Origin of the sequence: Actinoalloteichus sp. GBA129-24, from assembly GCF_001941645.1 — a bacterium.
GTDB lineage: Bacteria > Actinomycetota > Actinomycetes > Mycobacteriales > Pseudonocardiaceae > Actinoalloteichus_A > Actinoalloteichus_A fjordicus.
On sequence record NZ_CP016077.1, the window covers coordinates 5,617,366 to 5,640,857 of the forward strand.

Below are 23,492 nucleotides of genomic sequence, written 5' to 3' on the forward strand. Positions count from 1 at the left end.
CGAGATCAGCCCGCTGCCGACGTGCCGTCGGTGAGTTCCCGCAGTCCGGTCGGCGTCGCCGCCCGCGTGCCGATGTCCAAGAACTCCGTGACGACGGCCGCTTGCGCGTTGTATAGAAATCCTCGTGACTCTGGAGCGATCGAGTATCCGAAGCTTGCAGCAGCGTCCTTCATGCCTGCGGGCAGGACGCTGGACATGTCGAAGAGCTTCACGGCGTACCGATCAGGCAGCCCGGCAGCAGAGTCAGGAAACAGAACCTGGTGGTTCGACAGAGCAGAGATGTGCACGTTGAACAGCAGCACGGGGCCGTCATCCGTCATCACCGTCCGCAACCGTGCTGCGGCCTCAGCGGGGTCGCCGTCTGTGCTCACCCCATCGGTGAGATTAATGACGATCGGCGGAAGGCTCGCCGGATGGGCAGCACACCACTGAGTCACGACGGATTCCGCAGCTGCCAGTGCCGCGACCATGGGAGTGGCGCCGTTGGTCTCCGGATCGATCCAGACAGGACTCGAGATCGTCTGCTCGACAACACCGCCAGCCCCGTCTGGAATCTTCTTCAGGATCTGGTCAATGCGCCGTGGGTTGTTCGCCACCTCGCTGATCGGCAGCAGTGGACGATCGAAGTCCGCACCGTGCAACAGGGAGTCGACGGTTCCGCCATATCCGATGACGCCGACGTCGAAGTAGTCGTGGAACCTGTCGTCCCCCTTGCTGCACAACAGCGAGGCGGAGCCGAGAACCCGGTTGACGATCAGCGCCAGGTATTCGGCCTTCGACCCCCCGACGTCCGGCCAGGTCTCACCCATTGAGTACGACTGGTCGATGAGCAGCAGAAGGCAGGCCGGATGCTTCCGGCTGATCTCGGCGGTGTACATCAACGTCCCCTGTCTCCTGGGCCCCGCACCAGTAGGCGCGGGTAGCGAACTCGCACCGCGAACGCACTCCCCCGAACGCGAACACGATTTCCGATGTGACGGACGTCTCGACGCTATCAAGTCGATGCTCCTCGACCTTCCAGAGGGCGCAGTTGAAACCCGAGAAGGCGCGAGATCGTCGAAGACAAGCTGCAACCCAGCCGTCCTCCCGCATCTCCCTGGTTCCGAACAAACGAATCGCACTCCGCAGGTAACATCTGGCCTCCGCAGATCGTCACCTCGGAGGAAGTGCATGACCAGGCCGCCCGACGTCCGCCCGATCACCGAGGCGGATCTGCCTCGTGCGGTGGAGACCCTCGGCGCCGCCTTCCGCGACTACCCGTACCTGCGACATGTCGTCGACGCCAGGGACCACCTGCGCCGGGTGACACGCTTTCAGGAGCTGTTCCTGGTCGAGCTCGGAATGCCGCACGGCCGGGTGTGGGTGGCCGATGGCGGGGATGCGGTGGCGGCATGGACCGTCCCGGACGCACCCGATGCAGGCGAGGTCCTCGCCGGGCTCGGCCCGGAGCTCGCCGAGCTGGCAGGCGAGCGCGCGACTGCCGCGTCGTCGGCCGAGGCCGCCCTGGCCCCGCATCGGCCGACGGAGCCGGTGTGGTTCCTCGGCACCGTGGGGGTTCATCCCGACCGGCAGGGCCGAGGACTGGGGAGGGCGGTGCTCCGGCCGGGGATCGACGCTGCCGAGGCCGCAGGCGTCACCGCCTTCCTGGAGACCTCCACGGAGCGCAACGTGGCCTTCTACCAACAACTCGGCTTCGTCGTCACGGCCGACGTCGAGCTGCCCGACGGCGGCCCCCGCACCTGGTGCATGACACGCAGGCCGACCGGCTGACTCGACAGCTCTGCTCTCTCCGGGCCCGTCGACGACGCAGCGTGAGCCGGCGGCCCGCGCGGCAGCCCGATCTCGGCGTCCGACGCGACTCGGTCGCGCCTACGGCAGCAGGCCGGTCGCCGGGGCCCGGCCGAACCGGGCGTCGTCCTACCGGTGTCGCAGCCCAGGCCTGCGGCGTCGAGGCGATTTCTCGGGCCTTCGATCGCCGCCCGGCCACGACTGTGGACCGATCTTTTCGGCGGCTGCCTCGGATCATGCCGAACCGGCGGTTCGGCTGCGCAGGCAATGGGCACCCTGCCATCGGCGAGAACGATCACAGGCGAATCTCGGTAGTTCGATGGAACGTCGAGCAGTTTCCCGGCAGACGTCTCGTCGGACACCGCCGCACCATCGGGAACGACGACCGCCGTTCCTGCTGCGCCGAATGGCCGATCGCATTGCGCCGTCGGCAGCATCGACGTCCGGACGCCTGCCGATCCCGCTCATCAGCCGCGCCGCCGATCGACCGACGTGACCCAGGCCATCGACCACGATGTCACCGGCAATCTCTGCTGCGCAGATCACGGCCTGATCAGGAACACCCGAGGACCGATTCCGGGATCGAGGGCTGTTCGACGCCGGAATCCTCGGCCGCGCGCATTGCCGAACGAAGATCGGGTGCTTTAGGGTCGGCGCGAAGTCGCCATTCTCGGCCTCCTCGGAAATACCGAAACCCGGCGACGGCTGGCGCAGGAATTCCGTGCAGCGCGGACCAGGGGCGTCGGGCAGGCTCGTCGCCCGGCCGCGACATCACCGACGCGGTGTCGCCGACGGGCCGCAGGAGAGGACGATCATGATCAAATCCGTGAGCCTGCGACGTGGAGCGCTGCGCTCCCTGCTCGCCGTCGCCGTCGTCGGACTCGTCCCGTTGGGCACCGCACAGGCGGGCACCGCCACGACGCCCGGCGCCGCGCTCCCCGCAGGACACGAGAACGGCACGGCCCAGACTCCCGTGTTGTTCGACGACTTCGACTACACCTCCCACACCGACTCGCGGCTGGGCCAACGCGGCTGGACGGTCCGCTCCTACGGCGGCGGGCCCGGCATGGGCGGCGACACCTGGGCGCCGGAGAACGTCGGCTTCACCGACGGCGAGGGCGGCCGCGTCCTGCGGCTGTCGGCCACCACCGACGGCACCCAGGCGGGCACCGCACAGGCGGAGATCCTGCACCAGCGCAAGTTCCACCACGGCACCTACGCGGCCAGGGTGCGGTTCTCCGACACGCCGGTGGCCGGTCCGGACGGTGACGAGCTGGTCCAGGCCTTCTTCACGATCACACCGCTGCGCTTTCCGTACGACCCCGAATACGGGGAACTCGACTTCGAGTACCTGCCCAACGGCGGCTGGGGGCAGTCCGGCTCGGCACTGTTCCTCACCAGCTGGGAGACCTACGACCCGGCGGGTGGTTCGCTCAACGAGTCGACCGCGGTCCCCGGCAGCGAGGCGGGCTGGCACGACCTCGTCGTACAGGCCGACGGGACGAGCCTGCGGTACTACCTCGACGGTCGACTGGTGGCCGAGCACAACGGTGCCGTGTATCCGGACACTCCGATGGCGATCCACTTCAACCAGTGGTTCATCGAGACCGGTCTCCTCGACAGCTCCGAGTCCCGTACCTGGGAGCAGCAGGTCGACTGGGTGTATCACGCGAAGGACGAGATCGTGAGCCCCGACCAGGTCCTCGCCGAGGTCGCTGGCTACCGGAGTTCCGGTGTCGACCACGTGGACACCGTCCCCGCAGGCTGATCGACACCGCGTCACCGGGACCCGATCAGCGGAGCAGGCACGCGCTCTCATCCACTGGACGACACGACGACTGTCGGACTCGCCACAGGAGTGATTCGCAGTCAACCGACTACTGTCAGTGGGGATATCTCGATCTGGCCAGGCGAGGAGGCACGAGTGTGCGTTCCCCGAACAGGGGGGCCGTGGCGTCGTCCGCGCAGTCGAGTCCTGGACCCCGGTCTGGACAGATCTGGAGGACCCACTCGGAGCTGACGACGGCGATCGATCCGCTGGGGCGAGCAAAGGAGAGGTCATGAGCGTGTCGACATCCGAGCCGCTGACCGAGACAGACCTGCGGTCGCTGTTCTGCAGGCCTCCCGATGCGGCCGAGCTGATCGGCGTCGAGATCGAGACCGCCGTCGTCGACCCGGCCACGGGCCGGGCGGTCCCCTATCTCGGCGAGTACGGCATGGAACGTCTCCTGGAGGTCCTGCTCGCCGAGATCGGCGGCGAGCCGATTCGCGATCGAGGCCACCTCACCGGATTCACCCAGCCCTCGGGCCTCTCGATCACCCTGGAGCACGGCGGAGCGCTGGAGTACTCCTCGGCTCCTGGCAGTGATCTGGCAGCCGTGGTCGGGCGGATGCGCGAGTCGCTGACCTGGGTCTCCGAGGTCGCCGCACAGCTCGGCATGGCGGTCATGCCGGGCGGCAATCTGCCGTTCGACCTCGTCCACCAGATCAGGAGAGTGCCCAAGACCAGGGGCGATCGGATGGCCGAGTACTTCGACTCGCTCGGCGAGGTCGGCAGGTGGGGCCCGACGGTGATGACCATGACGCTGTCCACCCAGGTGACGCTGGACTATCTCGACGAGGACGACCTGCGGGAGAAGATCCGGATGCAGGTGGCGGCGTCCCCGGTCGTCGCGGCGATGTTCGTGAACTCGCCGATCGAGGGCGGGGCGCCCACCGGCGTGCTGTCGCGTCGGGGGCAGTGCTGGCAGAAGACCGATCCGACCCGCTGCGGCGTGCTGACGCCCGCCCTCCGGGACGACATGCGGGTTCAGGACTTCGTCGACTGGGCGGCGGCCCTGCCGATGATGTACCACCGGGTCACCGACGACGACTACCAGCGGGGCTCCGACCGGCCGTTCCGGGAGCTGCTCGTGGCCGGGTTCGCCGATGGAACGCTGCCCGACCTCGCGGACTGGCAGGCCCACCTGTCACAGATCTGGACCGACGTGCGCCTGCGCGAGACCCTGGAGATGCGCGCGGCCGACGGCCCTGCCTGGCCGAACTCCCCGGCGATCCCCGCGCTGTGGACCGGACTGAGCTACCACCGTCCCTCCAGAGACGCCGCCTGGAGCCTGTTGAAGGCCTATCGGCCCGCCGATCTGCGCGCAGCGTCCGAAGACCTGATCAAGCACGGCCTGTCGGCGCGCATCGCGGGCGACTCGGTCCGCGAACTCGGCGCGGAGCTGCTCCGGCTGGCCTCGGACGGTCTGGCGGCGCGGGTGCGCGCCGGGCTGGAACGCCCCGAGGTGGTGGCCTATCTCGATCCGCTCGTCGAGGTGATCGAGAGCGGCCGGACCTTCGCGGAGGAGACCTTGGCCCGCTGGGAGGGCGATCTCGCGGGCGACCCGGCCCGCTATGTCGCCGCCCATCGAATCTGAGCACTCGTCTCGCCTACTGTGGCGCAGGGCAGGCCCGACTGAGGTGGGCCTGCACTGCCCCCGGACACCGGCGTCCCCGGTCTCCGGCGAACCCGTCGGCGTCGTAGGCGGATGGGAACCGACGGGCATCGCCGTTCCCACCGGAGTCCCGCGTGCCACTAGGTTCCAGGAGCGAGATGCCTCGACATGGGTGCGGCGGCGATGTCGCCAGGTTACTGAGGAGATGAACCGTGACAGAGCCAGAGACCGTCGCAAGAACGGCGTCCGCAGGCCTGGTCGAGGTGCAGGTGGGCGCCGTGGCCGCCCAGGTGCCGATCCTGCGGACCGTGGCGGCGGACATCGCGATGCGCGAAGACCTGGAGCTCGACGCGATCGACGACCTGCGGATGGCGGTTGACGAGGCCTGCTCGCTGCTCGTCTCGATCGCCACACCCGAGGCTCGGCTGACCTGCGTCTTCCTGCCGAGTGAGCAGGAGATCACCATCACCGCGGAGGTTCGGTCCCGCCGGGACCGGGCCGACTTCAAGGAGGCGATGGGTTGGCAGGTGCTGTCGGCGCTGACGGACGAGGTGACCGATCACGTCGAGGAGGCGGGCGAGGATGATCTCGTTCGGATCGAGCTGGTCCGCCGTAGAGGCGAGCAGGCGAACCGATGACGACGCAGCAGACCGAACCGACCGCAGGCACGGACGAGCCGGCCAACGAGGAGCTGTTCGCCAGGCTGGCCGCGCTCGACCAAGACGACGACCGACGCAAGGCGGTCCGGGACGAACTCGTCAGCAGGCACCTTCGGCTCGCCACGAACCTCGCACGCAAGTTCGATCGTCGCGGCGAACCGCTGGACGACCTCGTGCAGGTCGCGACGGTGGGCCTCATCAACGCCGTCGACCGTTTCGACGCGGATCGGGGTGCCGCCTTCCTGCCCTTCGCGGTGCCCACGATCATGGGCGAGCTGCGCCGTCACTTCCGTGATTCGAGCTGGTCGGTCCGGGTGCCCCGCAGGCTCAAGGAGTTGAGCGCCTCCGTGATCGGGGCCCGCAACGAGCTGACCCAGTCGCTCGGCCGCACGCCGAAGCCGAGCGAGCTCGCCGAACACCTCGGCATTTCCCGCGAGGAGGTCTTCGAGGCACTCGTCGCCAGTGGCGGACGGCAGGGCTCCTCGCTGGACCGACTCTTGGAGGACTCGCCGAATGCGCCGTTAGGCTCGGCCGACCCGGAGATGGACGAGGTGGACAACCGCAGGCTGCTGCATCCGCTGCTGGCCAAGCTCCCCGAACGTGACCGCAAGATCGTCGTGCTGCGCTTCTTCGGCGGCATGAGTCAGGCCGACATCGCCCGGCGCGTCGGCGTCTCACAGATGCAGGTCTCGCGACTGCTGGCGAGCATCCTCAGCAGGCTGCGCGCGGGCATCGGCGACGTCGAGGGCGGCGGCGAATGACTTACCGCCGATCGTCCTCGTCCCCCACCAAGTGCCGATCGTCCTCGTCCCCCACCAAGTTCAGAGCGCCATCCGCAGTTCTCGGCGACGGCTCTTAAGGAGTTCCCGACGTTCGCCCTCTCCCATCGCTCCCCAGACCCCATAGGCCTCCTGGCTGGTCAGGGCGTACTCGCGGCACTGGGTGAGCACCGGGCAGGACCGGCAGATCGCCTTCGCCCGGCTCTCCCGCTTCTCCCTGGCATGGCCGCGTTCGGACTCGGGATGGAAGAACAGCCTGCTGTTGGCACCTCTGCAGGCGCCGTCGAGCTGCCAGTCCCAGTGCTCCGTCACCGGCGTGGGCAGACGTCCGGTCTCAGCCATGATGACTCCCGAGGTAGTTACAGCAGGACGCGCCGACGGGTCCGTGCGCAGGGCAGGACGTGATCTCGTCGTTCGCCGCCCTGGGCGACACGCCGTCGGCAGCGGTGAGGTACCCGACCCGCCGGGGGTGAAACGGCGGCCTGAGAGTGATCTACTCCACGTCGTCCGGGGCACATGCATCGTGATATGCAGGCTGCGTGGTAGGCGAGATGGCGGATGGTAGTTCTTTGTCGCAGGACAACTATCATGCGTGCACGACCGTTCTCCGCGGGCTCACCGTGACATGCCAGGCTCGCCACCAGGCATGACGATCCAGGCAAGGAAGGGATTGTGATGTTGCGCATCACCGCCGAAGGACACCCCTCGACACGACTCAGCGTCGCGGGCGAGGTGGACCTGAGCACCGCGCCGGAGTTGGAGCAGGAACTCGGCACGGCGATCACCGCCACGGACGCCGAGGAGGTGACCGTCGACGTCGCCGAGGTCTCGTTCATGGACTCGGCAGGCCTGCGAGTCCTGGTGGGAGGCCTCCGACAGGCCGAGGAGCACGGCGTTCGCCTGACCGTGGTGAACCCGCAGTCTCAGCTGCGCAAGATCATCGAGATCACCGGACTGGCCGAGGTCCTGGGTCTCGGTGCGTCGTCGTCAGGAGGGCGGGCAGCCGGAACGACCGGCACCCAGTCCTGATCGTCTCCTGATTGATTCGCGAAACGGCTGGGTAAACCAACCGGCGTGAGCCACCATGACGAGGCGGAGTGGAGACCAGCGAGCGCGATGCGCGGCTGGTCTCCCGCAATGCCGACGGTCGGCCGGCTCGGATGCGTCGATGAGGCAGCCGAAGGACGGATGATCCTCGACGGCGCAACGACCGGAGGCGGACACGGTTTCAGCGGTGGCGAGGCCGACGCACACGGCGCACGAGTGCTCCTGATCGAGCACTCGTCGTCGCGGCAGAGCGGCACCGGCCGCACGACGGCGAGGGTGGGCAGGCATCGGACGATGGAGACGCGTGCACTGATCAGAATGGAGACGCCGGGCGGGGTCGCCGCCGCAGGCGAGGCACGCCACACCGTGGGCACGGCGCTGGGCCGATGGGGGCTGGAGGGGGAACTGGTGGACGACGTCCTGCTGGCCACCTCGGAACTCGTCACCAACGCCGTGGAGCACGGTGCGGCACCGATCCGCCTGGAGGTCGAGCGCAGTACGACGCGGATAACGCTCCGCGTCCATGACCGAAGTCTCGATTCACCGCAGATCTCCTGGTCGGACCCGCTGGGCGAGCGCAGTCGAGGTCTGCTCATCGTCGCCGCCATCAGCTCCGACTGGGGTTTCCAGACCGACGGCGCAGGCAAGTGCGTCTGGGCCGAGTTCCAGATACCAGCACAGGCACGCCGCACGCCCGACGCCTAGGCGGCGGTCCGCATGATCGAATGACGCGCCCTTCGTCGAGGTCGGGCGGGCGCGACGGATCGACGGCGACGGCGACGGCGACGGCGACGGCGACGGCAGCCGCGCACGACGAGGTCGCCGACGTTCTGGCGGGGCACGGCGGGCGAGCGGCGACGACCGGCACGGACACCGCGAGGGACGAGGACGGCCTGCTGCCGAGGCAAGGTCGTCCGACCGCCCGGACCGTTGCGGGACGTCGCCTCCTTCACACGTCGATCCGCCCGCCGCGACGACAGGCGCCGTGCTTCCACGCACCCACCGACGCCGACGCGATCCCGCCGGAACTCCGATGCGACCGCCCGCGCTCCGCCGCGCACGGGACCGACTCGGCTTCCTTGACCACTTCGGACGAACTCCGAGCGACCGGCTCAGACCCGCCCGATCAGCTCGGCCGCACCCGCCCCGATCAGCCTCCGTCCGGCGCCGTCCGACCGCCCGCCGACGTCGACGTCGGCCCGTGCCAGTCCAGGCACACCACCACCGCGTCGTCGTCGAGATCGGTGTGCTCGCGGAAGACGGCGAGGTCGGACAGGACCGCTCGGACCGACTCGCCCGCAGGCAGGCCGCGCGAGGATCGGACGATGCGGGACAACGACGTCTCCCCGTACGTGCGGGTGCCGTTGGACGAGTCGTAGACGCCGTCGCTGACCACGAACAGTCGGTCGCCCGGCAGCAGCAGCTCCTCCTGGGTCTCGTAGGAGGTCCCGTCGAACATGCCGAGCGGAAGCTGCTCCTCCAACTCGACACGCCGCACGTGATCACCCCGGATGATCCACAGCCGAGGCGATCCCGCGTCGACGATGGTCATCCGCCCGGTGGCCAGCTCGACCTGGATCAGCAGGGCCGCCAGGTGTCGATCGCCGCCGTGCTGGCCCCAGACCGCCTGATCGGCGAGGGCGGCCTGCTCGGTCAGGGGCAGGCCCGACCTCCTGCTGTTCCGCAGCGCGCTGATGCCGACGTTGGTCAGCAGCGCGGCGTCGAGTCCCTCGCCGAGGCCGTTGGTGACGGCGATGCTCAGCAGCCCCGGATCGGCGCTCCAGTCGAAATTGTCGCCGCGCACCGCGTAGGCCGGTTCGAGCTGACCCGCGATGGTGAACTCCGGGCACTCCAGGCCCCAGGAGCGCACCAGCTCCCACTGCATCTCGGCGGCCAGGGTCAGGCGCCGGTCCCGGCGAGCCCGCGCAGGCTGATCAGTGGAGGTCTCGACGATGGCGACGGCGTGCGCCACGGCGTCGGCCACCTCCGCCAGCCTGTCCAGCACCGTGGGAGTGATCTCCTCCTCGACGCGTCCCGAGAGCACCCCGAGCCGATTCCCGCGCGTGGACAACGGAACGTGCACCAGGCCTGCCGCCGCGTCGGCGATCACCGGCCGCTGATCGCGGAAGGCGGCACCGTCGAGTGAGCCGGTGACGGGGACGGCGACGGCGTCGTGGCCGCCGAGCGGCAGCAGCTGTTCGACGCGGTAATCGGCAAGGCGCACGGTGGCGTCGAGGAATCCCGCGTGCAGCGCCAGCAGTCCGGGCAGCGCTCGAAAGAGATCATGCACCGGATGTCTGCGGAGCGCCTGCTCCAGCAGGGCGATAGCAGGCCATGCCGTCATCGTTCCTCCTCAGGCGGGGGAGGACCGCCGACTCGACGGTACCCATGGCGAGGCTTTCGGTACCGAATCACCGGCTATGTCACAGTGGGGTATGGCAGCCGAGCGACAGCCTCCCGGCTCGCCCTCCGAGGGGGCGTACCCGGTGGAGACCCGCGCGACGGATGTCGCGGCCGAGTCGCTCACCCTGTTGTTGGGCAGGGCGGGCGACACGGTCCGCCCGAAGGTGTCCCCCGCTCAGCTCCGCGCCCTCCAGGTCGTGGAGTGGCACCACTCGATCAACCTGACCGGCCTTGCCGAGGTCCTCGGCGCGATGCCCTCCTCCGCAAGCAGACTCTGTGATCGACTGGAGGCGGCCGGACTGCTGGAACGACGCTCCGGAGCCCTCGATCGACGCGAGATCGAACTGGTGCTGAGCCCGGACGGCGTCCGGCTGCTGTCCCGACTGCGCGAGACCCGCCGGGCCGATCTCGGTGCGGTGCTGTCGACGATGAGCCGTCAGGGCCGGACCGCCCTGCTGCGCGGACTGCACGAGTTCGCCGCCGCGTTCGACCGCCGGGAGTCGGCAGAGGGTCGGCGAGACGGATCGATCGAGCCGCCGCCCGACGGTGGGGGTCGGTACCCGGAGCACACCCGGAACTCGGAGACCACCCAGGACTCGGGGACCACCCAGGACTCGGAGACCGCCCGGCCGTCGAGGCGCCCGGACGGCGGGTCGGAAGCCTCCGACCCGCAGGCTCCGAAGGCGGGGGCGGCCGATCGGCGGGAGCGCCTCGACCGTGATCGCGGGCTGGTCGAGCAGTGGGATCGGGGATCGAGCGGTCCGCGAGGCCGTCGCCGCCAGGACGGGCCCGGTCCGCCTCGGGACGGGTCGATCGGGGCGCGCCCCGACGCCGCGCGGCCGGACACCGAGCAGTCGGCGTGAGACGTCATCGCGCAGCAGGCCCGGCCGATCGACCGCACGGTGGCCACGGCTGATCGTCGAGGCGTCCGGACCGGTAGGCGTGGTGTGGACAGGCGCGCGACCGACCGCGCGGTCCCCAGAACCGTCGCGATGGGCAGTCGGGCCGCATCACCCAGGGTCGGCGTCGTAGACCAGCAGTCCGTCGGACTGGACGCGGGCCCCCGGTGTCGGCGGGTGTTCGACGAGCCTGCCGTCGTGCATCAGATGCCAGGCGGGAATGCCCGCGACGAGCCAGGCGTAGTCGGCGATGATGCGGCGGTGGCAGCGCCACCAGACCGTCTCGCCGCAGAGCACGCTCACCCGCCCGTCCGTGCGCTGCCGGACCTCCTCGAGCAGCTCGGCCATCGCCGTGAGGAACTCCGGGGTGCGGGTGTGTCCCGCGTAGGCCCGGAAGCTCGTGTTACGCCAGAACGTGTCCGGCGAGTGGTCGGCCAGTCGCCGGAAGCCGCCGAGCCGCTGGTCCCAGCGATAGGAGATGCCCTCGGCAGACAGCCATTCGCCCATGACGTCGCGGGCGGTGTCCGGGTTGCGGCGGCTGCCGGGGACCGTGCGCACGTCGACCAGCGCCCGTACCGCCGCTCCGTGGAGTAGACCTGCCAGCTCGGTGCGATCGAGGGTGCCGTGTCCGACGGTGACCAGGCCGGGGCGTCCGTCCGGCGGCGGGACGGCGGGATGGTCGGCGGCCGTGGCGGCGTCGGGCCGTCCCCGGTGCGCGGGCGTCGGCTGCGGTTCGGCCGAGCGGGCCGGGCCGGAACTGCCGACCGCCTCGGCCGAGGCGGTCGGCTTTGGGCCGGGTCGGACCCGGACTCCGGATCGCCACCCGACCATGCCGGTCCTGTCGGCCTGCTCGCCTGCCCGCATCATCGAGGGGGCCGCTAACGTCGCCGTCGGCGGACCCGGCGCAGCTCGTCGGCCAGGCCGCTCCGCATCCGACTCCAGTCCTGCGGCGTCAGCGCCGGTCGTTCGCCCGGACCGCCCAGCTCACTCGCCGCCGACTCCAGTTCGGCCATCGTGGTGATGATCTGGTCGACCACCTCGGGATGTCCCAGCGGCAGCGGCGCGCCCACCGCGTCTCCGGAGTGGGCCGGATCCCGTCGGATGATCCGGGTGGGGACGCCTCGCGCGGCGAGTTCCCGCACGAGCCGGTCGACGGCGCCCTCCGGGACCGGCGAGTCGAGGTCCGCCGCCTCCTGGTCGGGCTCGATCAGGAGCACGGCTCGGACCAGTCGCCACTTCACGGCACCGAGGAGCAGGGCGTCCTGCGTCGCGGTGCCGCTCGCGACCAGGTAGGCGGGCATGCCGTACTCGGCGAGCTCGTCCAGCAGCTCCGCGTTGGACTCCACGCCCGCCTCGGTGGCGGGAAGCCTGCACCACATCACGCGCACCCGTTCGGCCAGCGAGCGCCAGGTGCCCGGCAGGCCGCCATGGTTGGCCTCCCCTGCGGGGTCCAGGACCAGCACGGCGGGACCACCCGGCGGGCCGTGCTCGACGACGAGCGGGCCACCGGATCGAACGGTCTCGCTCCCAAAGTCACGCATCGACTTCCTCCTCGCCGCCGTACACCTGGTCAGGACCTCTGTTCCGACGGCCACCTGGAACCGCGAGGCCCAGATGCACCACCTTCACCACAGTCATCTCGTCCAACAGCTCGGGGCCGAAGTGGAATCCGGTGTCGCAGCCTCCTCGATGTCGCACCGCACCGCGCCCGACCTCGCCCGCCAACGAGTTCACCCGCACGGTGCCGACCGGCAGTTCCTGCCAGGCACGCTGCGCGCGACGCATCGACGCGGTGAGCACGGTGGCGGCCCGGCCGTAGCGATCCTCGGCCGCCTCGGCGAGCGCCTGGTCGAAGTCCTCGACGATCCGGATCGCCGCGACCGGACCGAACGTCTCCTCCCGCATCACCCGCATGTCGGGAACGCAGCCGGTGAGGACCGTCGCCGGGTAGAAGGCCCCCGGCCCGCGCGGCACCCGGCCGCCCGCCAGCGCCCAGGCTCCCCGGCCGATCGCCTCGCTGACCTGTGCGTGCACCTGGTCGCGCCGTCGCCGGTCCACCAGCGGACCCAGTTCGACGTCGCCAGGCAGAGCGGGCCGTGCGACCCGCCGGGCAGCCTGCGCGGCCAGGCGATGCTGGAACTGATCCGCCAGTGCCCGGTGCACGTAGATCCGCTCGATGGAGCCACGCCGCTGGCCGGTCTCGCTGAACGCGCCCACCGCCGCCTGTTCCGCAGCCCAGGCCACGTCGACGCCCGCATCGACGATCAACGCGTCGTTGCCGCCGTTCTCCAGCAGCACCGCGGCGCCCGTCCGCGCCGCCGACCGGGCGATGCTGCGGCCCGCCTCGGAACAGCCCAGGTGGGCGATCAGGTCGACGCCCGGGTCGGCCGCGAGTCGGGCACCGGTGCGATCGTCGCCGGAGATCATCATGAGCACGCCCGCAGGCAGCACCGAGGACAGCGTCTCGGTCAGGAACCGACCGACGTGCGGCGCCCGCTCGCTTGGTTTGAACACCACGGTGTTGCCGGTGACCAGCGCGGCGCCGAGCAGCCCGCAGGACACGCCGACCGGGTCGTGCCACGAGGTCAGCACGACCACGACGCCACGGGGCTGCGGCACCGTCAGGTCGACGGCGGCATCCCTGCCGAGGAGACTTCGGCCCCGATGGACCGGGCCGAGTTCCGCGTACTGTTCCAGGACGTCGGCGCCCGCAAGCGCTCCCGCTCTGGCCTCGGACACCGGACGGCCGGTCTCGGCGTTGTGCAGCGCGGCGAGTTCGTCCACCGAGGCACGCACCGCCGCCGCCGCGGTGCGGAGTCGGCGCCCCCGATCGGCGGCCGAGGTTCGGGACCAGGCGGCGAGGGCCGACCTGGCGGTGCGCACGGCATGCGTGATCTCAGGTTCGTCGGCGACGGGGAGCAGACCGACCAGCGCTCCGTCGACCGGGCTGTGGACTCGCAGATGTTCCCGCGCCGCCTGTTCGAGCAGCACCGGTCTTGTCGTCGTGATCAATGAGCCGGACAACCCGTCGAGCATCGCGCCTCCTGCTGTCGAGGTCCCCGAATACCCGCAGGCGAGCGCGGTACACCTCGACGAGAGCGCGGCACGCCGGGCGTGGCCGCGCCGGCCGACGACGCGGAGACCGCCCCCGCGACGTGCGAGGGGCGCCGGAGTCGTCTTGACGCGGCGACCTGCGGCGGACGGCGACCTGGCCCGCGACCGGCGGTGCGTGATCAGTAGGGCGGAAACCCCCCGGCAGAGTGGCCATGCCCCGGTCGCCCGAGCGCGAGGCGGCGTGCGTGCGTCGTCGACCGGGCCGGGCAGGCCACGCCGTCGGACGACTCCTGCCGTTCGTCGGAGAGCGAGCGAAGGCGATCCGACCCGAGGAACTCTCGGCCCGACAGCCGCCCCGGACGACCACAGGTGCAGTGTGAGGAGATCTCGGGTATCACCACCGGAGGGAAGCGTCGCCAGGCACTGCTCAGAGTCTGTCTTCGGTCCCGCCCCGTCGTGAGCGGGGATCAGCGTGGATGAGCTGCACGGCGACAGGAGGAAGCCATGACGGAGTTATGGTGACCGACGACAACGCCGCTGGTGGCCACGCAGGCCCCGCGCAACAGGAGAGCAGGGATCAAGGACAGGCTCACAGACCGGACACCATCACGCCGAGGCATGGCGCGCGTGCCAGGAGACAGGACCGCACTCCATGCCGGGCCCCGCCGACAGAGGAGCAGCAGGTGGCCGTCATCGACAGGTCGACGGACGTTCCCGTGTCCGCAGCAACCGCCTACCGCTGGTGGGCCAGGCCGCAACGGCTGGCCGAACTGCTTCCCGACGTCACGGAGGTCGTCTCCGACGGCGGGAGCCGAAGCACGTGGCGGCTCGCGATCGGCAGTGGAGAGCACACCGAGTGGGAGATCGAGAAGCTCGGCGGCAGGCCCGCCCGCGAACTGCGGTGGCGGTCCGGCGACGACACGCCGGAGCACGCAGGCATCGTGACCTTCGAGCCGATCGACGAGGAGAACTGCCAGGTACGGGTGCGCGTGGCCTGGCGTCCCCGCTCCGTCGGCCAGCAGGTCACGCACTATCTCGGCGTGGTCGACAACTGGGTGGCTGCCGCCCTCGCCGAGTCCGCCCACCGGCTCGCCGAACGGGCCGAGCGGGGACCGGTGAACCGCAGCGCTCAGTTCGACGAGACCGAACCGGAACCCGTCTGGCCCACCGAGGCAGACGTGCCCGCCGCCCGGCCTGCGCAGGCGGAGACCTCCTTGTACGACAACCCGGCCGATGCGGCACCGGGCACCCCCGGCACGCCGATGGGCCCGACGCCGCCTTACACCGATCCCAGGAACCGTCCGCGCTTCTAAAGGCGGGCCCGGTGCTCCGGGAGGCGGGCGTCTGCCGCAGAAGCGAGCAGCCTGCCTGTCGACGACGGAGGGTCGGCGACCGGCGTGGCGGCCTGGCGCGGAGCCGAGCCGGGACGGCGGGCCGCGCAGGCCGAGCCCACGGTTTCGCTCCCGACGGCGTCGGGACCGGTGCACCGGCGACCGCAGACAGGCAGGAAGGCCCAGGCGGCCTCAGACCGGGCCCGTCTCGGACGACACGGCCGCCGTATCCGCCTCGGCAGCGGCCGGGCCGACGCGCTCGGGAAGCCGTGCGGTGTCGGCCTCCCTGATCCAGGTCACCTCGGTGATGGTCGCCAGGCCGTCGGCCAGCAGGCTCGCGTCCGAACCGTCGCCGCCCTCGGCCTCCATCCGGGTCGTGGTCACGCGCAGCCGTCCGTCGGTCAGTGCGTCGACGTGGCCCTGCACCGCACCGAACCGGGCCAGCGTGGCGCGGTGCAGCATGACGGCGGGCCGCTCCGTCGGAGGCAGGTTGACGTTGAACACCGTGCCGCGCGGCGCCGCCAGCAGGGGCGGCAGCGCGAGTCCGGCGCCGATCGCGGCGGCACGCCACATCTCGCCGGAGACCCGCGTCGTCGCAGCGTCGAGCGCGACCGCGTCCAAGGACACCGCGAGTGCCCGCGCGCCCTGCATCGCTCCGGTGATGGCGGCGCCCAAGGTGCCGGAGTGCAGCACCGACCGGCCGACGTTCGCGCCGAGGTTGATGCCGGAGAGGACGAGGTCGGGGGCCGCGCCGAACGCGCCGCGCGAGGCGGCGAAGGCGATGAAGGCGGGCGCGGCCTGCACGGCGTAGCACTGGGCGCCCGCGAGCCCCGGCAGCCGCCGCGGGTCCGCCACCACCCGGCCGTCGTGCTGGACCGAGGTGATCGCGGCGCTGCTGCCGCTGGACTCGTGCGCGGGCGCCGCCACCAGGACGTCCCAGCCCTGCTCCAACGCCGCCGCCGCAAGGGCGTGCAGACCCGGTGACTCGACACCGTCGTCGTTCGTGATCAGCACGCGCACCTGTTCCGCTCCGTCCTGCGCCCGCAGTGGGCTGCCTCAGATCTCCCGCAGTTCCACCTTCGCCGCCAACACCTCGATGCTCTCGTCCCGGCCCGTGCCGAGCCCGCGCCGGACGACGTTCACCGCGCCTGCCGCCGCACCGAGCCGCACCGCCTCCATCAACGACTCGCCGCGCACCAGCGCCGCGGCGACTCCCGCCGCCATCGAGTCGCCGGTGCCCCGCGTCTCGGCAGCCTGCAGCACCGGAAGATGCACTTCGTAGACGACGTCGTCCAGGAGGGCCAACGCAGGCTCGGCGGCCCGCGAGACGAGCACGGCACCCGGTCCGGCCGCTCTCAGCTCCCTGGCGGCCTTGATCAGCGAGTCCCGGTCGTCGTCGCGGCTTCTGCCGTCCGCGATCAGCTCCTCGTGGCTGATCTTCACCACCGACACGCCGCCCGCCAGGGCCGCGTCGAGCTGCTCCCCCGCCAGGTCGACGAGCACCAGCCCGCCGTTGCCGGTCACATCGGCGGCCAACCTGCGGTAGGTGTCCGCCGGAATGATGCCGAGTCGCGCCGGACCGCTCAACACCGACAGCCGAGCGTCCAGTCCGTGCACCAAGGCCAGCTCGTAGAGATCGTCCAGCTCATGCCGGGACAGGGGCTCACCGGGAGCGTCCACGATCTCGCTGCGCACGCCGCCCCGCCGATCATGCACATAGCCGCCGTTGCGGGTGCTGACATCGACCGGCTTCAACTCCAGACCGTCCTCGACGATCAGATGGCGCAGCACGGCGCCGGTCTCCCCACCGAGCGCCGCGCACAGCACGACCCGGACGCCGAGCGAGGCGATCATCCTCGCCTGCCAGACGCCCTGGCCTCCCGCGTGCAGATGCAGATCCGGCTCGTCGCCTCGGTCCTCCACGGTCACCGTGAGCTGAGGCGAGGGGGCGAACACCATCACGTGATCCGTCACCGTCGGCCGCCCTCGTGGTCGCAGCGGCGCGCAGTCGAGGACGCTCGGCGGACCGCGCACCTGCCGGGTCGATGCACCGGAACGGAGTCGGGCCAGGAGACGTCGAGCGTGCGGGAGGTGCTCATCGCTGGGTTCCGCATGCGTCGCCTCCTCTCCCTGCCCTTGCGAAAGGTCGGACCGCGACGAGGTACCCGTCGTGACGATCAGTCAAACAGCGGCAGGCCGAGGCTCAGCCGAGTGAGATGCCGTGCAGCCGGGTACGCCACCCCGTACGGCCCGGACCGACCGGGCCGGAGCAGAGCACGCGCCAGAACACGACACGAGTCGAACAGAGGAGAACCCGTGGCCGAGCGACTCACGAATCAGACCGTGGCATTCCTGGTCGCGCCGGAAGGCGTCGAACAGGTCGAGCTGACCAAGCCGTGGGAAGCGGTTCGTGCCGCAGGCGGCACGCCCGAGCTGGTGTCGACCGCGAAGGGCGAGATCCAGGGCTTCCACCATCTCGACAAGGCCGACCGCTTTCCGGTGGACCGCGTCGTGAGCGAGGTCGACGCGCACCGCTACGACGCCCTGGTGCTGCCCGGCGGCGTGGCCAATCCCGACTTCCTGCGCACCGACGTGCAGGCCGTGGCCTTCGTCCGTGCGTTCGTCGAGGAGGGCAGGCCGATCGCGGCGATCTGCCACGCGCCGTGGACTCTCATCGAGGCGGATGCCGTCCGGGGCCGCACCCTGACCTCGTGGCCGAGTCTGCAGACCGACCTGCGCAACGCGGGCGCGACGTGGGTGGACGAGGAGGTCGTCGTCGATCAGCGGCTCATCACCAGCCGCAACCCCCACGATCTGCCCGTCTTCTGCTCGACGCTGGTGGCCGAGTTCGCCAAGGCAGCCGACTCCGCGCAGAACGTCGGCATCTGACGCCGATCCGCCTCGCGGACGTCCGCTCGGCGGCTGGACCGCGTCGAGATCAGGACGTCCGGCCCGCCGGGTCGGGCCCGGATTCGGCAGACCGGGCCGCCTGGCGGGCCAGGGCCGGGTCGTCGGGACCGAGTCAATCGTCAAGCGGATCTCCGGTGATGCGGGCACGATGGAACAGGCGAGGGCATCGGTCTGCCGTCGGCGCAGGCAGGTCGGCTCGTAGTCCACTGTTCACACATGCCCGTTCCGCTCGGAAATCGGGTAGACCTTGACAGGGTGATGACCATCGCCGATCGACGTACTGATCCCGACGCCGACGCGACGCGCTCCCTCCCCCGCTGGCTCCGTGTGAGCGCGGCAGGAGGCTGGCGACTCCTGGTCCTAGTGGCCGCCCTCTACGTGCTGGGCGTGGTGGTCACCCGGATCAGCATCGTGTTGATCCCACTGGCGATCGCGCTGCTGCTCGCGGCGCTGCTCGAACCCGCCATGGCAGTGCTGCACCGACGAGGAATGGCCAGAGGACCCGCCACCGCGATCGTCATGGTCAGCGGCGTGGCCGTCCTCGGCACGGCGTTGACGGTCATCGTCGCCACCTTCGTCGGCGGTCTGGCGGACCTCCAGTCCAGTCTGATCCAAGGCCTGGACTCGATCAGGGTTTGGCTCACCGACGGACCGCTCGCTTTAGAGTCCGCTCAGATCGACAACGCGATCAGCGAACTCGGCACGGCACTGCAGAACAATCAGCAACGAGTCTTCTCCGGCGCCTTGACCACGGTCACCAGCGTCGGGGGATTCGTCACCGGCCTGGTGCTGGTGGTGTTCATCCTGGTCTTCTTGCTGCGCGACGGGCCGATCATCTGGCGCTTCATGCTGCGCGCCGTCCCGAGGCGTCGCCGCGCGCTGGCCGACCAGGCAGGCCAGAACGCCTTCCGGTCGTTGACCGACTACATCCGGGCGACCGCCATCGTGGCCGTCATCGACGCGGTCGGCATCGGGCTCGGACTCCTCATCCTCGGAATCCCGCTGGCCCTGCCGTTGACCGCGCTGGTGTTCTTCGGGGCGTTCATCCCACTCATCGGCGCGCTGGCCTCCGGCGGCGCGGCGATCCTGGTCGCGCTGGCCTCCGAAGGGCTGGTGGCCGCGCTACTCGTGCTCGGCATCGTGCTGCTGGTCCAGCAGATCGAGGGCAACGTGCTGCATCCCTGGATCATGGGGCGGACGATGCGACTGCATCCGCTGGCCGTGGCACTGACGCTGACCATCGGTCTGTCGCAGGCGGGCATCATCGGCGGACTGCTCGCCGTTCCGCTGCTGACCTCGCTGCGGGCGATGGTCCGAACCTGGCAGCGACGCGGCAGACGCGATGACGATCCCGCCGATCACGAGGGAGATCCGGACGGGGAGTCCTCGGCGCGCGACGCGAGGACCTCGGCGGGCAGGGCCGGGGATCGCGGCTCGACCGGCGGCGAGGACGAACCGGAGTCCTCACCCACCTGAGCGTGATCCGGGCGGCTTTCGCGCCCGGCCCCTGCCGTGCGCTTCCGCTGCTTCCGACCCCGTCGCCGCCGTCCGGTGCTCGACCCCAGCTGTTCGAAGGGAACGCGGCGCCGGACGACGTCAACGTGCCGAGGCTATGACGAGACGTCGAGGGCATGAGAAAGGGCGGGAGTACATCGCGCTCGACCGGTGTGGTCGTCGGACGCGACGCCCCCGCCCTGGGGGATCGGCCATGGTGTCGATGGAGCGGCTCAGCGCCTCAGCGGCCTGGGCGGCTCGGCGGCCTCGATGGTTCGGCGGCCTCGACGGCTCAACGCTGCGCCGTCCGGCGGGCCTTGCCAGGCCAGGTTCCGGTGACTCGGCGGTATCCCGCCGCCCCACCACGATCCACCGCCGCCTTGACCACGCCGAACACCGCTCCGTGCAGTGCGGCGGCTGCCAGGACCTCCCGCCAGCCGTACTCCTCCATCGTCGCCTCGGGAGCGTCCTGGTGGCCGGTCGACCGTTGCCAGATCCGATGGAAGATCGTGCTCGCCGCCAATCCGCCGAGCATGCCGAGCAGCGTTCCCAGCGGCCGGTAGAGCAGTCGGCCGATCATCGCTTCCGCCGCCTCGTCACCCGGCGCAGCATCAGCATCGCCACCAGCGTGGCCGCCGCTGCGGGCCCCGGATGCTCCCGCACCGAGCTCACCGCCTGGTCGAACCTGCGGGCCATCGAGGGCGGAAGCTTCTCGGACACTCGGCCTGCCCATTCGTCGGCCTGCTCCCCGAGATGCGTCGCGGAGGCACGCATCGCATCCGTGCGACCGTGGAACTCGCCCTTGAGCCGGTTGGACACGTCGAACTTCTGGGCCAGTGCCTCCACCGTGTCGCCCAGCTCCTCACGCGTCAGCTCGATGTCCAGCCGGAGATCTCCCGGATCACTCGGGCCGTCCGGCCGGGCCTGTGTCGAGGGGACCTCCCCCGACGCCGAATAGGTACGCTCGTCGAGCGGCCTGCCGTAGTCCGGCCGCCGTTGCTGACTGCTCATCGGTGCGTCCCTTCCTTGATCGTCTGAAGGTCGTCGCGGACGCTCGCCATCGTCTGTTCCGGGACCGGCGGAGTCGCCCGACGGGTCTGACCTCGCCCTATCGCCGCGCACAGACCTGCCGCCGCCAGCAGCACGACGCCCACGACGAGCGCCGCGATCCAGGGCGTCAGGACCAGGGCGAGAAGCATGATCAGCGTGGCGATGAGCACGCCGCCGCCGTACAGGGCGAGCACGCCCGCCGCGCCGAAGAGCCCGGCGCCTGCACCCAGCCGCCTGCCCTTGCTCCGCAGCTCGGCCGTGGCGGACTGCATCTCCTCGCGGACGAGCCGGGAGAGCTGGGTCGAGAGATCCCCCATGAGCTCCGCCGTCGAACGATCGTCATGATGTCGTGCGTAGCCCTGCTTCGTATCAGGATTCATGATCGCCGCCTTTCGTTGGCTCCCGACTCGGCTACCCCACTCGTGTGTCGAGCAACCCTCCGGGGAAACCGGGCGGGGCACGCCCGAAAGCGCGACGGTCGACCACCGCCGGTGACGGCAGGACAGGGTCTCGGGCCTGGGACGGGGTGCGAGGTCGAGCAGGCGCCGACGGCGCTTCGGGTGAGGCGGGTGCGGACGGCTCGGGTCGGCGGCAGGCGGCCCGCCCCGGGACGGCTCGACCGGCTCAGCAGGCGGGCAACGGCTCGGCGGTGCGATCGAGGAGAGCCTGCCCCCGGCCGCGCGCCGCGACGCCGATCGCGCGCAGGGTCGCCCACATCGTGACCTGATTGGCGGTGAGGACCGGCTTGCCGAGCGCGGCCTCCAGCGGGGCGATCAGCTCATAGGTCCGGACATTCGTGCAGCTCACGAAGACAGCCTCGGCATCGGGGGTGTCCACCGCCTGCACCGCTCGCACGACCTCGGAGAAGGAGACCTGCCAGATCCGATCGATGAGGCCGAGGCTCCGCTCGGCGACCACGTCGACGCGATGCTCGCCGAGGAACTCGCGCAGCCGGTCGGTGACGCCGCAGACGTAGGGCGTCGCCAACGCCACCCGTCGAATCCCGAGCAGGCCGAGTGCCTCGATCAGCGCGCCGGAGGAGGTGGTGGCGACGGGCGCCCCCGCTGCGACCATGGCCGCCCGCAGCCTGCGCTCGCCTGCCGAGCCCGCCACGAAACTGCCGGAGGTGCAGGCGTAGGTGACCGCCGACGGCTCGGGAACCAGCACATCGCGAGTCGCCCGGACCACCGCGTCGGGCTCGGCGAGGACCGAGGCCAGCTCGACGGTCATCGGCAGCGGCGTGAACGGCAGTCGAGTCAGATACAGCGAGATCTCGTCAGGCACCCACCGCCACAGCTCGCGGTCCAGGGCGAAGTCGAAGGGCGCCACCACGCCGACCCCGGGGCCGAGGGCGAGGTCGGTGGGGAACCCGGAGTGCGCAGGCGGCGCGTCGACCAGCGCGCCGGAGATCAGGAGTTCTGCCGGGTCAGGGACCGGTGTGATGAGGCTGCTCGTCATGGGACTCCCCCTTCGGCCGTGCCGTCAGGGTGACCCGGTGCTGTTGCCCGGCGTTTGAGCCGATGTGACGGGCTGGTGACAAGAACGGCGGGCAGCGCACGTGGCTGCTCCGCGCATGCCTGGCGCCTCTCGTGGCCGGTCAGCCCGCCCACCGCGCCCAGGGGCTCGGAGCCCTGGCCCGGCCGGGCTTCGGCCAGGCCAGGGCGGCAGCCTCGGACCGGCTCGGCGCGGGTCCGGCGGCGAGAGGGCTTCGAGGCCGCCGGGGCGCCCGGCTCCGGCGACGAGTCAGTGTTGCAGGAGCTGATGAACGACCGAGCGATAACGCCGCAACGTCAGCCGGAGGTCCTCGGTGGGCACCTCGCCGTCATGCTGCCACCGGGACCGCAGCTCGCGACGCTGCTCGTCGACGGCGTTGCTCAGCGAGCGCTGCACCTCGGCCAGCAGGGCGTCGGCATCGCCGACGGCGCGCCGCGGATCGTCGACGAAGGAGACCTGGAGGTCCTGCCACTGGGCATGTCGACGTCGTTCCTCCTCGTGGTCGAACAGCGGCACCGCACCGTCCACGTCTGCCGTGTCGGCCGGTTCGTTCCCCCGCACCGACGAGTCGGCCACACCGCCGGGCCGCGCGGTGTCCGAGCCGGTTCCCCGCAGGCCTGCGGCCGCGTCCGGTTCGCCGGTCGGCCGGTGCGTCGGCACAGCCTGCGGTGCAGAGTGCGGCGAGTCCGCATCCCGGCCGGAAGCGTGCTGCGGCGGGCCGCCGGGCTGCCGGATCTCGGCCGCCACGTCGTCGAGCCGATCCGGCGGGCCTGCGTGGGCCGCCGGGCCGCCGACCGGGCCGCCGATCAGCGAGGTGGAGTCCACGACGGGCTTCCCGCCGCGTACGGGCCTGCGCCCCAGGCCAGGCGGCCTGGGCTCCTCGATCCACTTCTCCGTCGACGCCTCGGCCGCAGGCGTCCCGGTCGGATTCGCCGCGATGCGACTCTCGTCCGGAATCGGGGCGGCCGACGCGGAGCCGTCGGCGCCGTCCTGGCCGACCGGCGACGAAGCTGTACTCCCGTTCGTCGACCCGGGCTGCGATTCCCTGTCATGGATTCGGCGCATCATGAGCTCCGTTCGATTCGGGTGGGGCCGTGAGAGCCTGTCTTTGATCCCCCTCAGTCGTGAGCGGGGATCAGCGTGGATG

At 70.8% G+C, this 23,492-nt stretch carries 24 protein-coding genes; 11 read left to right on the forward strand and 13 right to left on the reverse strand.

Annotation, left to right across the window (positions count from 1 at the left end; genetic code table 11):
* Positions 1-5: 5 nt before the first annotated feature.
* Entirely contained in the window at positions 6-878 is an 873-nt protein-coding gene (locus tag UA75_RS24010; protein ID WP_075742198.1) for a vWA domain-containing protein, read from the reverse strand.
* 292 nt (positions 879-1,170) lie between these two features.
* Here UA75_RS24010 and UA75_RS24015 point away from each other — a divergent pair, with 292 nt between their 5' ends.
* The 5 genes from UA75_RS24015 to UA75_RS24035 all read left to right on the forward strand — a co-directional run bounded on the left by UA75_RS24015 (position 1,171) and on the right by UA75_RS24035 (position 6,645).
* Positions 1,171-1,770, forward strand: a complete 600-nt coding sequence (locus UA75_RS24015) for a GNAT family N-acetyltransferase (RefSeq protein WP_075742199.1) — start codon at positions 1,171-1,173, stop codon at positions 1,768-1,770.
* 832 nt (positions 1,771-2,602) lie between these two features.
* Positions 2,603-3,556, forward strand: a complete 954-nt coding sequence (locus UA75_RS24020; protein WP_075742200.1) for a glycoside hydrolase family 16 protein — start codon at positions 2,603-2,605, stop codon at positions 3,554-3,556.
* 292 nt (positions 3,557-3,848) lie between these two features.
* On the forward strand, positions 3,849-5,207 hold the full coding sequence (locus tag UA75_RS24025; protein WP_075742201.1) for a glutamate-cysteine ligase family protein: 1,359 nt from the start codon (positions 3,849-3,851) through the stop codon (positions 5,205-5,207).
* A 230-nt stretch (positions 5,208-5,437) separates the two neighbouring features.
* Positions 5,438-5,863 carry a hypothetical protein gene (locus UA75_RS24030; RefSeq protein ID WP_075742202.1) on the forward strand — a complete coding sequence of 142 codons (426 nt, stop codon included), beginning with the start codon at positions 5,438-5,440 and terminating at the stop codon, positions 5,861-5,863.
* On the forward strand, positions 5,860-6,645 hold the full coding sequence (locus UA75_RS24035; protein ID WP_075742203.1) for a SigB/SigF/SigG family RNA polymerase sigma factor: 786 nt from the start codon (positions 5,860-5,862) through the stop codon (positions 6,643-6,645). The genes UA75_RS24030 and UA75_RS24035 overlap by 4 nt, the downstream gene beginning before the upstream one ends.
* 60 nt (positions 6,646-6,705) lie before the next feature.
* Here UA75_RS24035 and UA75_RS24040 read toward each other — a convergent pair whose 3' ends face one another.
* Entirely contained in the window at positions 6,706-7,005 is a 300-nt protein-coding gene (locus tag UA75_RS24040) for a WhiB family transcriptional regulator (RefSeq protein WP_075742204.1), read from the reverse strand.
* A 333-nt stretch (positions 7,006-7,338) separates the two neighbouring features.
* Here UA75_RS24040 and UA75_RS24045 point away from each other — a divergent pair, with 333 nt between their 5' ends.
* A complete protein-coding gene (locus UA75_RS24045; protein WP_075742205.1) occupies positions 7,339-7,692 on the forward strand; it encodes an STAS domain-containing protein in 354 nt (117 codons plus the stop codon).
* Positions 7,693-7,851: 159 nt separating this feature from the next.
* Positions 7,852-8,415, forward strand: a complete 564-nt coding sequence (locus tag UA75_RS33405) for an ATP-binding protein (RefSeq protein WP_198042842.1) — start codon at positions 7,852-7,854, stop codon at positions 8,413-8,415.
* Positions 8,416-8,860: 445 nt separating this feature from the next.
* Here the strand turns inward: UA75_RS33405 and UA75_RS24055 are convergent, their stop codons facing one another.
* The gene (locus UA75_RS24055) at positions 8,861-10,054 is read right to left on the reverse strand and encodes a PP2C family protein-serine/threonine phosphatase (RefSeq protein WP_075742206.1); all 1,194 of its coding nucleotides are present in this window, start codon (positions 10,052-10,054) and stop codon (positions 8,861-8,863) included.
* A gap of 91 nt (positions 10,055-10,145) precedes the next feature.
* Between UA75_RS24055 and UA75_RS34110 the strand changes: the two genes are divergently transcribed.
* On the forward strand, positions 10,146-10,976 hold the full coding sequence (locus UA75_RS34110) for a MarR family winged helix-turn-helix transcriptional regulator (protein ID WP_075742207.1): 831 nt from the start codon (positions 10,146-10,148) through the stop codon (positions 10,974-10,976).
* 147 nt (positions 10,977-11,123) lie between these two features.
* On the opposite strand, the gene UA75_RS24065 is transcribed toward UA75_RS34110, so the two are convergent.
* The 3 genes from UA75_RS24065 to UA75_RS24075 are packed head-to-tail and all read right to left on the reverse strand — an operon-like array spanning position 11,124 to position 14,048.
* Complete coding sequence (locus UA75_RS24065; protein ID WP_232237387.1) at positions 11,124-11,879, reverse strand: DUF488 family protein; 756 nt, start codon at positions 11,877-11,879, stop codon at positions 11,124-11,126.
* 11 nt (positions 11,880-11,890) lie between these two features.
* A complete protein-coding gene (locus UA75_RS24070) occupies positions 11,891-12,553 on the reverse strand; it encodes a hypothetical protein (RefSeq protein WP_075742208.1) in 663 nt (220 codons plus the stop codon).
* Positions 12,546-14,048: an aldehyde dehydrogenase family protein gene (locus tag UA75_RS24075; RefSeq protein ID WP_083683538.1), complete on the reverse strand. Its 1,503-nt coding sequence runs from the start codon at positions 14,046-14,048 to the stop codon at positions 12,546-12,548. The genes UA75_RS24070 and UA75_RS24075 overlap by 8 nt, the downstream gene beginning before the upstream one ends.
* Positions 14,049-14,749: 701 nt before the next feature.
* On the opposite strand from UA75_RS24075, the gene UA75_RS24080 reads away from it, so the two are divergent.
* A complete protein-coding gene (locus UA75_RS24080) occupies positions 14,750-15,379 on the forward strand; it encodes an SRPBCC family protein (RefSeq protein ID WP_075742209.1) in 630 nt (209 codons plus the stop codon).
* Positions 15,380-15,589: 210 nt separating this feature from the next.
* Here UA75_RS24080 and UA75_RS24085 read toward each other — a convergent pair whose 3' ends face one another.
* Positions 15,590-16,417: a 5'/3'-nucleotidase SurE gene (locus tag UA75_RS24085; protein WP_075742210.1), complete on the reverse strand. Its 828-nt coding sequence runs from the start codon at positions 16,415-16,417 to the stop codon at positions 15,590-15,592.
* A gap of 36 nt (positions 16,418-16,453) precedes the next feature.
* Positions 16,454-17,371 carry a 1-phosphofructokinase family hexose kinase gene (locus UA75_RS24090; protein ID WP_232237388.1) on the reverse strand — a complete coding sequence of 306 codons (918 nt, stop codon included), beginning with the start codon at positions 17,369-17,371 and terminating at the stop codon, positions 16,454-16,456.
* A gap of 342 nt (positions 17,372-17,713) precedes the next feature.
* On the opposite strand from UA75_RS24090, the gene UA75_RS24095 reads away from it, so the two are divergent.
* Both UA75_RS24095 and UA75_RS24100 read left to right on the forward strand, forming a co-directional pair.
* Positions 17,714-18,286, forward strand: a complete 573-nt coding sequence (locus UA75_RS24095) for a type 1 glutamine amidotransferase domain-containing protein (protein ID WP_232237389.1) — start codon at positions 17,714-17,716, stop codon at positions 18,284-18,286.
* Positions 18,287-18,523: 237 nt separating this feature from the next.
* Positions 18,524-19,783, forward strand: a complete 1,260-nt coding sequence (locus tag UA75_RS24100) for an AI-2E family transporter (protein ID WP_157434407.1) — start codon at positions 18,524-18,526, stop codon at positions 19,781-19,783.
* A 310-nt stretch (positions 19,784-20,093) separates the two neighbouring features.
* Here UA75_RS24100 and UA75_RS24105 read toward each other — a convergent pair whose 3' ends face one another.
* The 5 genes from UA75_RS24105 to UA75_RS32170 all read right to left on the reverse strand — a co-directional run bounded on the left by UA75_RS24105 (position 20,094) and on the right by UA75_RS32170 (position 23,413).
* Positions 20,094-20,381, reverse strand: coding sequence for a DUF4235 domain-containing protein (locus tag UA75_RS24105; RefSeq protein ID WP_075742212.1), 288 nt, complete (start codon positions 20,379-20,381; stop codon positions 20,094-20,096).
* Positions 20,378-20,812 carry a DUF3618 domain-containing protein gene (locus tag UA75_RS24110; RefSeq protein ID WP_075742213.1) on the reverse strand — a complete coding sequence of 145 codons (435 nt, stop codon included), beginning with the start codon at positions 20,810-20,812 and terminating at the stop codon, positions 20,378-20,380. The genes UA75_RS24105 and UA75_RS24110 overlap by 4 nt, the downstream gene beginning before the upstream one ends.
* Positions 20,809-21,231, reverse strand: coding sequence for a phage holin family protein (locus tag UA75_RS24115; RefSeq protein WP_075742214.1), 423 nt, complete (start codon positions 21,229-21,231; stop codon positions 20,809-20,811). The genes UA75_RS24110 and UA75_RS24115 overlap by 4 nt, the downstream gene beginning before the upstream one ends.
* A gap of 244 nt (positions 21,232-21,475) precedes the next feature.
* Positions 21,476-22,309 (reverse strand): Asp/Glu racemase, encoded by an 834-nt coding sequence (locus UA75_RS24120; RefSeq protein WP_198042843.1) that lies wholly within the window; start codon positions 22,307-22,309, stop codon positions 21,476-21,478.
* Positions 22,310-22,594: 285 nt separating this feature from the next.
* Positions 22,595-23,413: a hypothetical protein gene (locus UA75_RS32170; protein WP_083683541.1), complete on the reverse strand. Its 819-nt coding sequence runs from the start codon at positions 23,411-23,413 to the stop codon at positions 22,595-22,597.
* Positions 23,414-23,492: the final 79 nt, after the last annotated feature.

Coding starts and splice junctions, on each gene's coding strand:
- UA75_RS24010 (WP_075742198.1), bottom strand. CDS start 878: ATGTACACCGCCGAGATCAGCCGGAAGCATCCGGCCTGCCTTCTGCTG.
- UA75_RS24015 (WP_075742199.1), top strand. CDS start 1,171: ATGACCAGGCCGCCCGACGTCCGCCCGATCACCGAGGCGGATCTGCCT.
- UA75_RS24020 (WP_075742200.1), top strand. CDS start 2,603: ATGATCAAATCCGTGAGCCTGCGACGTGGAGCGCTGCGCTCCCTGCTC.
- UA75_RS24025 (WP_075742201.1), top strand. CDS start 3,849: ATGAGCGTGTCGACATCCGAGCCGCTGACCGAGACAGACCTGCGGTCG.
- UA75_RS24035 (WP_075742203.1), top strand. CDS start 5,860: ATGACGACGCAGCAGACCGAACCGACCGCAGGCACGGACGAGCCGGCC.
- UA75_RS24040 (WP_075742204.1), bottom strand. CDS start 7,005: ATGGCTGAGACCGGACGTCTGCCCACGCCGGTGACGGAGCACTGGGAC.
- UA75_RS24045 (WP_075742205.1), top strand. CDS start 7,339: ATGTTGCGCATCACCGCCGAAGGACACCCCTCGACACGACTCAGCGTC.
- UA75_RS33405 (WP_198042842.1), top strand. CDS start 7,852: ATGATCCTCGACGGCGCAACGACCGGAGGCGGACACGGTTTCAGCGGT.
- UA75_RS24055 (WP_075742206.1), bottom strand. CDS start 10,054: ATGACGGCATGGCCTGCTATCGCCCTGCTGGAGCAGGCGCTCCGCAGA.
- UA75_RS34110 (WP_075742207.1), top strand. CDS start 10,146: ATGGCAGCCGAGCGACAGCCTCCCGGCTCGCCCTCCGAGGGGGCGTAC.
- UA75_RS24065 (WP_232237387.1), bottom strand. CDS start 11,879: ATGATGCGGGCAGGCGAGCAGGCCGACAGGACCGGCATGGTCGGGTGG.
- UA75_RS24070 (WP_075742208.1), bottom strand. CDS start 12,553: ATGCGTGACTTTGGGAGCGAGACCGTTCGATCCGGTGGCCCGCTCGTC.
- UA75_RS24075 (WP_083683538.1), bottom strand. CDS start 14,048: ATGCTCGACGGGTTGTCCGGCTCATTGATCACGACGACAAGACCGGTG.
- UA75_RS24100 (WP_157434407.1), top strand. CDS start 18,524: ATGCCCGTTCCGCTCGGAAATCGGGTAGACCTTGACAGGGTGATGACC.
- UA75_RS24105 (WP_075742212.1), bottom strand. CDS start 20,381: ATGATCGGCCGACTGCTCTACCGGCCGCTGGGAACGCTGCTCGGCATG.
- UA75_RS24110 (WP_075742213.1), bottom strand. CDS start 20,812: ATGAGCAGTCAGCAACGGCGGCCGGACTACGGCAGGCCGCTCGACGAG.
- UA75_RS24115 (WP_075742214.1), bottom strand. CDS start 21,231: ATGAATCCTGATACGAAGCAGGGCTACGCACGACATCATGACGATCGT.
- UA75_RS24120 (WP_198042843.1), bottom strand. CDS start 22,309: ATGACGAGCAGCCTCATCACACCGGTCCCTGACCCGGCAGAACTCCTG.
- UA75_RS32170 (WP_083683541.1), bottom strand. CDS start 23,413: ATGATGCGCCGAATCCATGACAGGGAATCGCAGCCCGGGTCGACGAAC.